The organism is Variovorax sp. dw_954, assembly GCF_018449755.1.
Lineage (GTDB): Bacteria > Pseudomonadota > Gammaproteobacteria > Burkholderiales > Burkholderiaceae_C > Variovorax.
The window spans coordinates 152,478-164,473 of the sequence record NZ_JAAVVD010000001.1 but is presented as its reverse complement, the minus strand read 5'-3'; the positions used below and the strand labels follow the sequence as shown (position 1 = coordinate 164,473).

The following is an 11,996-nucleotide window of genomic DNA, read 5'->3' as shown; positions in this document are numbered from 1 at the left end:
GTAATCTCAAGCAAAAAATTAAGCTCGGTATATTTCAAGTAATCGTTCGACACAGCGATCCCAAGTAAACGTGAGACTGCGCTTCAGACCACGTGTCCGTAAATCGTCGGCATAGGATGTCCGATCTAATATCCTACGAAGAGCTTCAGCCGCCTCACACGGTTCCGAAGGCGTGACAAGTTCACCGCAGTCACCAATGACCTCGGGCATTGAAGATGCGTTGGAACAGACCACAGGACACGATGATTTCATTGCTTCCAAAATAGGAATGCCAAATCCTTCATAGAAGGACAAATAGGCAAAGCACGAAGCATGCCGATAAAACGAAGGCATGTCAGCAAGAGCAACATAACCCGGAAAGAAAATTTGATCCTTGTAAGGATAGTCTTTGATATGACGAGTTAATTCATGATTGCCCCAACCCATGGGGCCGATCAAAATCAGCAAAACATCGTCGTATTCTTGGCTCGATTGTTTTAACAGCCGGAATGCGTCCAATAGTCCAACAACATTTTTGCGAGGCTCAATGGTCGAAACGCTCAATATATAGCGCCGTTCGCGCGGAATACGGTAGTAATCGAGCAAGTCGTCCCGATTAATGACATGGGGGGCTTCATAGGTCGCATCGACACCAAGGGGAATGGTGACAACATTTTCTGGCTTTACGTTCGTATACTCGATGACATCGCGACGTGTGGACTCAGAAATAGCGATGACCTTGTCAAAATCTCTAAGATTGCGGGCCTTGCGCGCTTCTTTAACAATGTTTGTCCGCTCGTGATGCTGCGCAAAAAGCCGCGTGGTCATGTCATAAACTGTAATGACGTTCTTGTGCGCCTTACGTGACGGAAAATAATACCAGTCAGTGCAATGATAGATATCGCATCTATCGATTGCTCGTCGAATTTGACAGGACAATGGCAGCTTTGCCGTCAATCCTCTGTCCATCGCGAACCGTCGCAAGCGGTAGATTTTGCGATCAAGAGAGGTTTCTTCAACAATTTTAGATTTGAGAGATTGCGCGAACTGCGCCAGTTCAGGGCGAGCAAATTGGTAATCTTGCAATAAAATTGTAAGGTCGCAGCCAGGGTCGCGGCTCAGTCGATCAAGAATATTAAAAACTACATTGACGATACCCGTGCGGGGAAAGCGCAAAACGAAGGCATCCATGAATATCCGCAAATTTATTCTCCGCTTGTTTGCAAACTTATACCCGGCATTTATTGGCTAAAGTGCTCTTAAGAAATTCAGACGCCATTAATTTTCCTCGCGCAACAAACGACAGTGACGCCTCACGACTTCCGCGCTCATGGATGCGTCGCTCAGGCATTCAATAGAGGCAAACAAAGAGCCTGATACGATCTACTTTACTATTCTGTATGGTTGTTCTGGACGGCTAAAAACTGATGTACAGTCTGGCGCAATCCCTCCGCAAGGGATTGAACCTTCAGTTCTCCTAAAACCCGCTTTGTCTTAGCCATATCGGCAACTAGATAAGAGGGCTCGTCTAGTGCCATCGGCCGCCTACCGAACTGCAGCAAATCATGTGCGTTAAAATAATTTGCGAGAGACTCCATTGCAACCCGCACCGGCGTTGCCACGCCAGTTCCAATATTGAACGCACCACTCTCGTCATTCCACAACAATCGGAACAGCATATTTGCGGCATCTGACGACATAACAAAGTCACGCAACTGCTTTCCCTCGGTGGTCGAAACCGGCTGTCCGTCCTTCATCGCAGCCATGAGCGATGGAATGAGCCGACGCGTCGAATCTCCGGGGCCATAAGGCAGGAAGATCCGCCCCCACGCAGCAGAAAAGTCGCCCTCTTGCGCAGCTGCGAGAGTGGCTTGGCAACAAGCCAACTTACACTTGCCATAGATACTCGCCGGAACTAACGGCGTTTTCTCTTCCTGGCACAGCCCAGTATCCGGCGCATATTCCGCGGATGATCCAAGTCCCACCCATCTTCGTCCACCATTTTTTCCAAAGGCGCGCGCCATGGCCAAACTGACCACAAGCCAGTCGAAATTTTCGGGCGCGTGGAGGTAGACGCCAGGGGTAGCGATCCAGGCGGCGTGAATCACATGCGTAGGGCGAACCTGCTCAATCAAGCCTACTGCATCGCTCACAGAACAGAGGTTAGCCTGATGCCATCTGACTCCTGTAGTGGATCGGTCCTTCGCTTCTGTACTGACAGCGTGAATCTCCCCTGCCTGAGTTCCGATCGCTAGCTGTAAAATGTGCGCGCCAATAAAGCCTGTTGCGCCAGTGATCAAAATACGAGTCATAGAGTCACATCAGGGTAGTTCGCATCACGCGCAGATATAAAGGAAGGTGAAAACGGCCATGTGATGGCAAAAGCCGGATCGTTCCACCGAACGCCGCGCGCCAACTCGGCAACATAGTTCGCTCCCATCTGGTAAAAGACTTCGACATCCTCCTCCAAAGTCAGAAAGCCATGAGCGAAACCCGCCGGAATGTAGAACGCATTCCGGTGATCGGCGTTTAGTTCAACGCCGGCCCATTGATAACGCGTGGGGGATTGCAGGCGTAGGTCAACCGCTACATCAAAGATGCGCCCCCGCGTACACCGCACCAGTTTTGGCTCGGGGTGTGGCTCAGCCTGATAGTGAAGGCCGCGCAAAGTGCCTCGTCTCTCATTGAATGACGTGTTGCATTGCGGCCAATTTGTAACGAGCCCGGCCGAGCCGAACGTGGCGGCGTCGTAGGTTCGCGCAAACAATCCACGCTCATCCCGGCGGGCATCGATCTCAACTTCGAACAGACCACCGATTTTGGTTGGTACAAACCGCAAAACCGCCACCTCATTCCAGAATATTCAACTGCGGGACAGCGGTGACAAATTTCCCGCCCCACGCTCTCACATCTGCCATCTCCCTGATGATTTCGGCCTTCAAGTTCCACGGCAGAATCAACACATAATCGGGCTTGGTCTCGCGGATCTTTGCTGGATCATAAATAGGCAAACGGCTGCCAGGCAAATAAAGATTTTGCTTGTGTGGATTGCGGTCGACAACAAAGGAAACGAGCTCTGTTCCGACATTGCAATAATTAAACAAAGTGTTGCCTTTGGCCGCGGCTCCATAAGCAGCAACCGTCTTGCCCTCGGCCCTCACTTTGTGAAGGAAAGCAAGCAATTCGTCGCGCACTGCGCTGACTCTTGCCGCAAAACCTTCGTAGCCGCGATCGGAATTCAAATCGGCTTGAGATTCCTCTGCGCGGATCCTTTCCAAACCAGCTCCAGTAGCATGAGCACGACTGTTTTCGTGACAAGCCAGCACCCGCAAACTACCTCCATGGGTCTGCAATTCTTCCACGTCAAATACACGAAGACCAAAGGCCGCAAGAACGCGCTCAGTGGTGAGAAGCGAGAGATAAGAGAAATGCTCGTGATAAATCGTATCAAACTGAACATGGCGAATTAACTGTAAAAGGTGCGGAAACTCAAGACTAATAACACCATCGGGTTTGAGCAAAACAGAAAGGCCTGCCACGAAATCATTCAGATTGGGGACATGAGCAAATACATTGTTTCCGACAATCAGGTCAGCGGCATGTCCTTCACGGATCAGGCGCTTGGCTGTTTCCTCGTTAAAAAATGATACATCGGTTGGCACATTGATTGCCCTAGCCACCTCAGCCACATTTGCTGCAGGTTCGACACCCAAAACGGGCACGCCGGCTGCCACAAAATGCTTGAGCAAATACCCGTCATTGCTAGCAACTTCTACGACCTTGCTCGCGGTCGTCAAATTCCAACGTCTGCGGGCCATCTCCGTAAAGTGGCGTGCATGCTCAACCCATGACGACGAATAAGACGAAAAATATGCGTAATGTCCAAAAATTTCCGATGGGGCGGTCGCGGCTTCGACTTGTGTTAATCGACAATTTTCACATACACGGGCGTGAAGCGGATATTTTGGCTCGTACTGCGAGAGGTGGTCTGCCGAGAGATAGCTATTGGCCAATGGTTGCGAACCAAGATCAACTAACGTGAGTCGCAGCTCAGTCTTACAGAATCGACAATGAATCATAGGCAGACTTGACAAGATAAAGGTCCCTTATTAGAGAAGGGCTTCGTAGCGGCGGACTTGAGAAAGAGAAAGCTCACGCGGATTCACTCCTTCGCGCCACTGACTGAACCATTCAGCAGTCCAGTCAATGGTCTCCTGCATAGATAGTTTCGGAGTCCATCCCAATACGTCTCGAGCAAGAGTTGAATCGAGAGAAAGAGTCTCCGCTTCAGGTGGGTGAACGCCCGGCATCGGGACCCAATCTTGCTGCATCCCCAGCTTTTTGCTTAAAATACTTACAACTTCCGCGACCGTGATTGTCGACCGGTGATCTGGCCCGAAATTGAAAGCTGTAGGAACCTGTTCCCGCTGCTCGCAGAGGCGTTCTGCAAGCAGCATATAACCCCGCAACGGTTCCAGAACATGCTGCCAAGGACGCACGGATCGCGGGTAACGCAGGGCGACAGGCTCGCCTTTGATTAGAGCGCGCACAACATCGGGTACGAGACGTTCAGCCGACCAGTCACCCCCGCCGACCACATTCCCCGCTCGGGCAGTTACGACTTTCGCACCAGTTTGGAAGAAGGCCGCGCGGAAGGACTGGGTCACCAATTCTGCACAGGACTTTGAATTGCTATACGGGTCCTTGCCCCCAAGTTTGTCTGCCTCAACGAAGGCATGACCACGCCCTTCGTTTTCATAGACTTTGTCCGTCGTGATAATGATAACCGCCTGCAAATGTTTTACGGAACGTAATGCATTGAGTAAGTGAGCCGTGCCCATGACATTTGCAGCATACGTTTCTAACGGATCTTGATACGAAGTACGAACAAGAGCTTGCGCGGCCATATGGAAAACGATTTCCGGCTGCTCGGCCGCCACAGCGTCCGCAACGCCTTTCGCATCTTTAATGTCGACGATCGAATGGCTTTGCTTGTCCCAAGGCGATAAAAGCGAATAGTGGCTTGGCTCCGTCGCAGGCGGCAGCGCAAAGGCCGACACATGAGCTCCCAAATACTCGAGCCAAAGACAAAGCCATGATCCCTTAAACCCAGTTTGCCCAGTTACAAGAACATTTTTATGAAACCAGAAGGAACGCATTGATTGAACTTCCTTTTCAGCTACGGTCGGCGCTTTTACTGCACCACCCGGGTTTAAGGGATAAGTTCAAGCTTCTAAACAGCATGCAGGGCGTCCAGTGCGCGGTGATACTCGACGCTCACACTTAACTCAAAAGAATTAACCATAAGAAATCCTACCACGAGGATTCTGGTGAACCGAAAAAAAATGACAATGTTGCAAGCTTTGTTGCCGATGTTGGTTCTGTCGATACTAGGGCATCCCCGCCGCTGTAGCAACGCAGCGCCAGCGTTGCTCGCGGCAGCGATTGATGATGCGTATGCAGATTTCGCGTCGGTTGTGCCGTTGAGCGACCGGAGTGCAATGAGCAAGCGGCAAGGGGTGCAGAAGGGAGATGCTACGACCGGTCATCGAGGCAGCCACGCGTGAGCCCCGGCGTCAAGCACTCCAACGGACGCCCCCAGCCTGGTCGAAGCGGGGGACGTGCGACGGAGGAACCGTTAGTGAATCACCCAACCGAGCAGAGGCCCCGTTACGGATGACTGCGACAGTTGGCATCGACTTGACGAAAAACGTGTCCCGATCCACGCGATGAACGAGTACCACAGGCAGTTTTGAACCAGCAGATCCAAACCTCAGCAGGTGCCCGACTTCATTGCCGACATGCCGCCGTGTCTAATAGAGATTGCACCCGTGGCGCGAGATCCCTTGACCGTCGAGATCAACTACCGTGACTCGATGCGCTTTCGCTCCGCGATCCTTCTAGTCGAAGATCTCCGCATCCAGAAGCGTACGGCCAGCTGAATCCTTGGAGGACAGTTGAATCGGATTGCCTATCTTCGGCCAAGATATGGCCAAGGTGGGATCATCCCACGCTAAACAGCGTTCGTATTGTGGCGCGTAGTATTCGGATGTTTTGTACAAAAACTCCGCCGCCTCACTCAACACCAGAAACCCGTGCGCAAACCCCACAGGCACCCAAAGCTGCTTGTGATTCGCCTCGCTCAACTCCACCCCCACCCACTGGCCAAAAGTAGGCGACGACTTGCGTATATCCACCGCCACGTCAAACACCGCCCCCCGCACGCAGCGCACCAGCTTCCCCTGCGGCTGTTGGATCTGGTAGTGCAGCCCCCGCAGCACCCCTTTCGCGGAGCGCGAATGGTTGTCCTGCACGAACTCCACGTGCTGCCCCACCGCCTCGTCGAAGGCCTTCTGGTTGAAGCTCTCATAGAAAAACCCGCGCTCGTCGCCGAACACCCTCGGCTCGATGACGATGACTTCAGGGATCGCGGTCGGCGTGGCCTTCACGAGCGCACCTCGTCGTTCAGCAGGTGCTTCAGGTACTTGCCGTAGCCGCTCTTCTCCAGCGGGCCGGCGAGCTTGCCGAGTTGCTCGCTGTCGATGAATCCGTTGCGCCAGGCGATCTCTTCGGGGCAGGCGATCTTGAGGCCCTGCCGGTGCTCCAGCGTCGCGATGAACTGCCCCGCCTCCAGCAGGCTGTCGTGGGTGCCGGTGTCGAGCCACGCGTAGCCGCGCTGCATGATCTGCACGTTCAGCTTCTGCAGGTCAAGGTAGGCCTGATTGACGGCGGTGATCTCCAGTTCGCCGCGCGCGCTCGGCTTCACCGCCTTGGCAATGTCGACGACATCGCTGTCGTAGAAGTACAGGCCCGTCACTGCATAGTTGCTTTTCGGCTGCAGCGGCTTCTCCTCGATGCTGCTGGCCTTGCCATTCGCGTCGAAGGCGACCACGCCGTAGCGCTCGGGGTCCTGCACGTGGTAGGCGAACACGGTCGCGCCGGCGTCCTTGGCATCGGCATCCGCCAGCAGGTTGACCAGGTCATGGCCGTAGAAGATGTTGTCGCCGAGCACCAGCGCGCTCGGGGCATCGCCCAGGAACTTGTCGCCGATGATGAAAGCCTGCGCCAGGCCGTCGGGGCTGGGCTGCACCGCGTACTGCAGGTTGATACCCCACTGGCTGCCGTCGCCCAGCAGTTGCTGGAAGCGCGGCGTGTCCTGCGGCGTGCTGATGATCAGGATGTCGCGCATGCCGCCGAGCATCAGCGTGCTCAGTGGGTAGTAGATCATCGGCTTGTCGTACACGGGCAATAGCTGCTTGCTCATGGCCAGCGTGGCCGGATGCAGCCGCGTGCCGGAGCCGCCGGCCAGGATGATGCCCTTGCGCTTGGTTGTCGTTGTTGTCATGGTGCGTCGCGTTGTCCCAGGTTCATTTTTATCAAAGTGTCTCGCGCAGCATGCGCGCCACGCCCGCCTGCCAGTGCGGCAGCTCGAGGCCGAAGGTGGAGCGGAATTTGCCCGTGTCCAGCCGTGAGTTGTGCGGCCGCGTCGCCGGCGTTGGGAAGGCGCTGGTCGGCACGCGGTCGACCGCCTCGGGCGATGCCTTCAACTCGATACCCGCGGCCTGCGCCTGCGCCAGCACGAAGCGCGCATAGCCGTTCCAGCTCGTCTCGCCGCCGGCCACGACGTGATAGAGGCCGGCCTTGGACGGGTCGCGCAGGGTGTCGCGGATGGCATGCGCGGTGACGTCGGCCAGCAGTTCCGCCCCCGTTGGCGCGCCGACCTGGTCGTCGATGACGGTGAGGCGCTCGCGCTCCTTCGCGAGCCGCAGCATGGTCTTGGCAAAGTTGCCGCCGCGCGCGGCATAGACCCAGCTCGTGCGGAAGATCAGGTGCCGGTTGCAGTGCAGCGCCACGAGTTGCTCGCCTTCGAGCTTGGTCTTGCCGTAGACGCTCAACGGGCCGGTGGCGTTGTCCTCGCGCCATGGCGCCGTGCCGCTGCCGTCGAAGACGTAGTCGGTGGAGAAGTGGACCATCAGCGCGCCGACCTGCGCCGCCGCCTCGGCCAGCACGCCGGGCGAGGTCGCGTTGAGCTTGCGCGCGAGTTCGGGCTCGCTCTCGGCCCTGTCGACGGCCGTGTGCGCGGCGGCATTGACGATGACGTCGGGGCGCACCGCGCGCACCGTCTCGGCGAGTTCGTCGGGGCGGCTGAAGTCGGCGTGGAACTCGGTACTGCCGGTGCCCAGGGCCACCAGTTCACCCAGAGGCGCGAGGCTGCGTTGCAACTCCCAGCCCACCTGCCCGCCCTTGCCCAGCAGCAACACCTTCATGCCGATGCCTTGGTGTCGTACTGCTTCTGCACCCACTCGCGGTAAGCGCCGCTTTGCACGTTGCGCACCCATTCGCCATTGGCCAGGTACCACTCGACGGTCTTGCGGATGCCGGTGTCGAAAGTCTCTGCCGGCTTCCATCCGAGTTCGCGTTCGAGCTTGCGGGCGTCGATGGCATAGCGGCGATCGTGGCCGGGACGGTCGGTGACGTAGCTGATCTGCGCCGCGTAGGGCTTGCCGTCGGCGCGCGGCTGCAACTCGTCGAGCAGCGCGCAAACGGTGTTGACGATCTCGATGTTGGGCTTCTCGTTCCAGCCGCCGACGTTGTAGGTCTCGCCCAGCCGGCCCGCCTCGAGCACGCGGCGGATGGCGCTGCAATGGTCCTTGACGTAGAGCCAGTCGCGCACCTGCATGCCGTCGCCATACACCGGCAGCGGCTTGCCGGCGAGCGCGTTCACGATAATCAGCGGGATGAGCTTTTCCGGGAAGTGAAAGGGGCCGTAATTGTTGGAGCAGTTGGTGGTGACCACCGGCAGCTTGTAGGTGTGGTGCCAGGCTCGTACCAGGTGGTCGCTCGCGGCCTTGCTGGCGGAGTACGGACTGTTGGGCTCGTACTTGTTGTCTTCGGTGAAGGCCGGGTCGGTGGCCGACAGGGAGCCGTAGACCTCGTCGGTGGAGACATGCAGGAAGCGGAACGCCGCCTTCTGCTCCGCCGGCAATGCCGACCAGTAGCCGCGCACCGACTCGAGCAGGCGGAAGGTGCCGAGCACGTTGGTCTGCACGAAATCTTCCGGGCCGTGGATCGAGCGGTCCACATGGGACTCGGCCGCGAAGTTCACGACCGCGCGCGGCTTGTGCTCGGCCAGCAGGCGGTCGACCAGGGCGCTGTCGCCGATGTCGCCCTGCACGAACACGTGCCGCGGATTGCCTGCGAGCGAGGCGAGCGTCTCGGGGTTGCCGGCATAGGTCAGCTTGTCCAGATTGACGACGGGTTCGTCGCCCTGCCCGACCCAGTCGAGAACGAAATTGGCGCCGATGAAGCCGGCGCCGCCGGTAACCAGAATCATGTGAACCCCTGGGTGCGAAAAAATTGAAAGCGGCCGTCTCCCGGCCGTCGAGCAGGGGATTATCCCTGCCCTTCATGCGCTTCCTCGCGGCTCATCGCCACGGGTTCATGCGTTCGCGAACACAATGTTTCGAGTTCGCCTGAGGCTGATCGGCCGGCAGGAAACGCCCCTGGACAACGACTGCACAAGCACAATCGACCACCACCTGCGCAAGCTGCATGCGTACCATGGCGAGGGCCCTGCCCCACGGCGGCGGCCCGGAGCGCACCAAGTATTGCAACAACCGCCCCTGAAGGAAATTGGACAAATGGCGACCCCCAAAGACGACGACAACGCAACCGACCGCATCAAGGACTCCGCCCAGCAGATCTGGCTGGCTGGCCTGGGCGCCTTTGCCAAGGCCCAGCAGGAAGGCGCCAAGGCGTTCGAGGCGCTGGTGAAGGACGGCACCGGCCTGCAGAAGAAGACGCAGCAGGCGGCCGAGGAAACGCTCGCGCAGGCGCAGACCCGCATGGCCGGCTTTGCCAGCGATTTTGGCGCCAAGGCGGTGGGCCAATGGGGCAAGCTCGAGAACATCTTCGAGGAGCGCGTGGCGCGCGCGCTCGACAAGCTCGGCATGCCCTCGGCCAGCGAGTTGACGGCGCTGAAGGCGCGCGTGGCCGAACTCGAAGCACAACTGGCCAGCCGCAATGCGCCGGCCAGCGCGTCCATCGCAGCCGCGAAGAAAGTCCCGCGCCGGCGCGTCAAGCGCAGCGGTCCAGCCGATCGCTGACCGCCGACTGACGGGCGGGGCGCATCCGGGATTCCCCGGCGTGCCCCGCCCCGCACGCGAGGCGGATTGCGCTAGAGTCGCCCCAGAGTCAAAAACCGGGGCTACGACATGGCCAAGAAGGCGCCACGCCGCACTGCACAACGCATCCTGGAGGCGTCGCTCGACCTGTTCAACCGCTTCGGCGAACCGAACGTGTCGACCACGCTCGTCGCGGCCGAACTCGGCATCAGCCCCGGCAACCTGTACTACCACTACCCGGCCAAGGACGCGCTGATCAACCGCCTGTACGAGGACTACGAGCTTGAACTGAACGAACTGCTGCATGCCAGTGAAGGCGTGAACGACGTGGAGGACGCATGGTTCTTCATGCACAGCCTGTTTGAACTGATCTGGCGCTATCGCTTCCTGTACCGCGACCTGAACGACCTGCTCAGCAAGAACCGCCTGCTGGAAACGCGCTTCCAACTCGTGCTCGACAACAAGGCCCGTGCCATCCGCACGCTGCTGGCCGGCATGGCGCGCGCCGACAACCTGGAGATCGACCTGCGCGAGGTGGAAGCGCTGTCGCGCAGCATGGTGGTGGTGCTGACGTACTGGCTCAGTTACGAGTACGTGCGCAATCCGCGCGAGGCGCTGGAGCCGGCGCATGCCCAGGCCGCCCTGCTGCGCGGTGGCCTCCACACACTGCACTTGCTGGCGCCTTACCTGGCGCCGTTGCAGCGCAGCTATCTCCTGACCTTGAGCGATGCCTATGCCCCCGACGAAGACGAGGCCTTGACAGCTTGACCACTCCTCCCGCCAACATCCGCGCCCCATCGCTGTTGACGCCTGCCGGGCCCGCGGCGCGACCGTGGGCGCCGTTGCCCTACAGCGATGTCGCGCGCTTCGAGGCCGGCGACCTGCATCTGCACTGGTCACGGCTGCACGCCGGCCAGGGCTTGCCGCCGCCGGCGCCGGGGCCGCTGGCCGAAGGCTGGGCGCTGTACCACAGCGGTGATTTCGAGCGCGCGGCCGCGGCGGGCCTGGCGCATGGCGTGGAAGGCCATGCGCTGGCCAACCAGGCCACCGCCATCTATGCCAACTACGTCGAGCCACGCGAAGGCACCCGGCTGGCCCTGTTCCGCGAAGTCGCCGACCGTGCCGCGACCCAGCTGGCGCAGGAACCGGACAGCTGCCAGGCGCTCTATTGGCAGGCCTACGCCCTGGCCCACTACAGCCAGGGCATCAGCGTGGCGAGGGCCCTGGCCCAGGGACTCGGCAGCAAGGTCAAGCACATGCTGGAGCGCGTGATCGAACTGCAGCCCCAGCATGCCGACGCGCACATCCAGCTCGGGGTGTTTCATGCGGAAGTCATCGACAAGGTCGGCCCGCTCGTCGCGCGCATGACCTACGGCGTGCGTGCCGACGCCGCACTCCGGCTGTTCGAGCGCGGCCTGGAACTCCACCCCGACTCCGCCGTCGGGCTGATGGAGTACGCGCGCGGGTTGCTCATGCTGGAAGGCGACCACCAGTTGCCTGAGGCGACCCGCCTTTACGAAAAGGCCGCCGCGATCGAACCGATCGATGCGCGCGAGCGGCTGGAAGTGGAACTGGCGCGCGCGGGGCTGGAAGATTGATGCACGGCCCGCTGAGAGAATGCGCCGCATGACCGATCTCCAGACCCGCTTCGAAGCCGCCCACGCCAACTCCAAACTGCTCTCCGAACGTCCGGACAACCCCACCCTGTTGAAGATCTACGGCCTGTACAAGCAGGCCACCGCCGGCGACAACGTCGAGAAGAAGCCGGCCTTCAGCGACTTCGTGGCCCGCGCCAAGTGGGAGGCATGGACCACCCGCAAGGGCATGAGCGCGGACGACGCGAAGCAGGGCTACATCGACCTGATCGAGTCGCTGCGCTGAGGGCCCTGGCTC

At 59.0% G+C, this 11,996-nt stretch carries 13 protein-coding genes; 4 read left to right on the top strand and 9 right to left on the bottom strand.

The window, feature by feature from the left end; genetic code table 11:
- Positions 1-18: 18 nt before the first annotated feature.
- The 9 genes from HB681_RS00785 to rfbB form a co-directional block, all read right to left on the bottom strand.
- Entirely contained in the window at positions 19-1,170 is a 1,152-nt protein-coding gene (locus tag HB681_RS00785) for a glycosyltransferase family 1 protein (RefSeq protein ID WP_213952838.1), read from the bottom strand.
- Positions 1,171-1,370: 200 nt separating this feature from the next.
- Positions 1,371-2,291 (bottom strand): NAD-dependent epimerase/dehydratase family protein, encoded by a 921-nt coding sequence (locus HB681_RS00780; RefSeq protein ID WP_213952837.1) that lies wholly within the window; start codon positions 2,289-2,291, stop codon positions 1,371-1,373.
- Positions 2,288-2,827 (bottom strand): dTDP-4-dehydrorhamnose 3,5-epimerase, encoded by a 540-nt coding sequence (rfbC, locus tag HB681_RS00775; RefSeq protein WP_345944603.1) that lies wholly within the window; start codon positions 2,825-2,827, stop codon positions 2,288-2,290. The genes HB681_RS00780 and rfbC (HB681_RS00775) overlap by 4 nt, the downstream gene beginning before the upstream one ends.
- A gap of 1 nt (position 2,828) precedes the next feature.
- Complete coding sequence (locus tag HB681_RS00770; protein WP_218628100.1) at positions 2,829-4,058, bottom strand: class I SAM-dependent methyltransferase; 1,230 nt, start codon at positions 4,056-4,058, stop codon at positions 2,829-2,831.
- Positions 4,059-4,088: 30 nt separating this feature from the next.
- Positions 4,089-5,138 carry a CDP-glucose 4,6-dehydratase gene (gene rfbG, locus HB681_RS00765; RefSeq protein WP_213952836.1) on the bottom strand — a complete coding sequence of 350 codons (1,050 nt, stop codon included), beginning with the start codon at positions 5,136-5,138 and terminating at the stop codon, positions 4,089-4,091.
- Positions 5,139-5,879: 741 nt separating this feature from the next.
- Positions 5,880-6,428, bottom strand: a complete 549-nt coding sequence (gene rfbC, locus HB681_RS00760; RefSeq protein WP_213952835.1) for a dTDP-4-dehydrorhamnose 3,5-epimerase — start codon at positions 6,426-6,428, stop codon at positions 5,880-5,882.
- Positions 6,425-7,324: a glucose-1-phosphate thymidylyltransferase RfbA gene (rfbA, locus tag HB681_RS00755; RefSeq protein ID WP_213952834.1), complete on the bottom strand. Its 900-nt coding sequence runs from the start codon at positions 7,322-7,324 to the stop codon at positions 6,425-6,427. Before rfbA ends, rfbC (HB681_RS00760) begins: the two co-directional genes overlap by 4 nt.
- A 31-nt stretch (positions 7,325-7,355) precedes the next feature.
- Positions 7,356-8,246 carry a dTDP-4-dehydrorhamnose reductase gene (gene rfbD, locus HB681_RS00750; protein ID WP_213952833.1) on the bottom strand — a complete coding sequence of 297 codons (891 nt, stop codon included), beginning with the start codon at positions 8,244-8,246 and terminating at the stop codon, positions 7,356-7,358.
- Positions 8,243-9,313, bottom strand: coding sequence for a dTDP-glucose 4,6-dehydratase (gene rfbB / locus HB681_RS00745; protein WP_213952832.1), 1,071 nt, complete (start codon positions 9,311-9,313; stop codon positions 8,243-8,245). Before rfbB ends, rfbD begins: the two co-directional genes overlap by 4 nt.
- Before the next feature lie 307 nt (positions 9,314-9,620).
- Here rfbB and HB681_RS00740 point away from each other — a divergent pair, with 307 nt between their 5' ends.
- The 4 genes from HB681_RS00740 (at position 9,621) to HB681_RS00725 (ending at position 11,984) form a co-directional block, all read left to right on the top strand.
- Entirely contained in the window at positions 9,621-10,085 is a 465-nt protein-coding gene (locus HB681_RS00740; RefSeq protein ID WP_213952831.1) for a phasin family protein, read from the top strand.
- A 108-nt stretch (positions 10,086-10,193) separates the two neighbouring features.
- On the top strand, positions 10,194-10,871 hold the full coding sequence (locus HB681_RS00735; RefSeq protein ID WP_213952830.1) for a TetR/AcrR family transcriptional regulator: 678 nt from the start codon (positions 10,194-10,196) through the stop codon (positions 10,869-10,871).
- Positions 10,868-11,701 (top strand): hypothetical protein, encoded by an 834-nt coding sequence (locus HB681_RS00730; RefSeq protein WP_256734778.1) that lies wholly within the window; start codon positions 10,868-10,870, stop codon positions 11,699-11,701. Before HB681_RS00735 ends, HB681_RS00730 begins: the two co-directional genes overlap by 4 nt.
- Positions 11,702-11,729: 28 nt before the next feature.
- On the top strand, positions 11,730-11,984 hold the full coding sequence (locus tag HB681_RS00725; protein WP_213952829.1) for an acyl-CoA-binding protein: 255 nt from the start codon (positions 11,730-11,732) through the stop codon (positions 11,982-11,984).
- Positions 11,985-11,996 lie beyond the last annotated feature (12 nt).

Excerpts from the sequence above, each read along its gene's own strand:
- rfbD (WP_213952833.1), bottom strand. The coding sequence starts at position 8,246 with ATGAAGGTGTTGCTGCTGGGCAAGGGCGGGCAGGTGGGCTGGGAGTTG.
- HB681_RS00735 (WP_213952830.1), top strand. The coding sequence starts at position 10,194 with ATGGCCAAGAAGGCGCCACGCCGCACTGCACAACGCATCCTGGAGGCG.
- rfbA (WP_213952834.1), bottom strand. The coding sequence starts at position 7,324 with ATGACAACAACGACAACCAAGCGCAAGGGCATCATCCTGGCCGGCGGC.
- HB681_RS00770 (WP_218628100.1), bottom strand. The coding sequence starts at position 4,058 with ATGATTCATTGTCGATTCTGTAAGACTGAGCTGCGACTCACGTTAGTT.
- rfbB (WP_213952832.1), bottom strand. The coding sequence starts at position 9,313 with ATGATTCTGGTTACCGGCGGCGCCGGCTTCATCGGCGCCAATTTCGTT.
- rfbG (WP_213952836.1), bottom strand. The coding sequence starts at position 5,138 with ATGCGTTCCTTCTGGTTTCATAAAAATGTTCTTGTAACTGGGCAAACT.
- HB681_RS00725 (WP_213952829.1), top strand. The coding sequence starts at position 11,730 with ATGACCGATCTCCAGACCCGCTTCGAAGCCGCCCACGCCAACTCCAAA.
- HB681_RS00780 (WP_213952837.1), bottom strand. The coding sequence starts at position 2,291 with ATGACTCGTATTTTGATCACTGGCGCAACAGGCTTTATTGGCGCGCAC.
- HB681_RS00785 (WP_213952838.1), bottom strand. The coding sequence starts at position 1,170 with ATGGATGCCTTCGTTTTGCGCTTTCCCCGCACGGGTATCGTCAATGTA.
- HB681_RS00740 (WP_213952831.1), top strand. The coding sequence starts at position 9,621 with ATGGCGACCCCCAAAGACGACGACAACGCAACCGACCGCATCAAGGAC.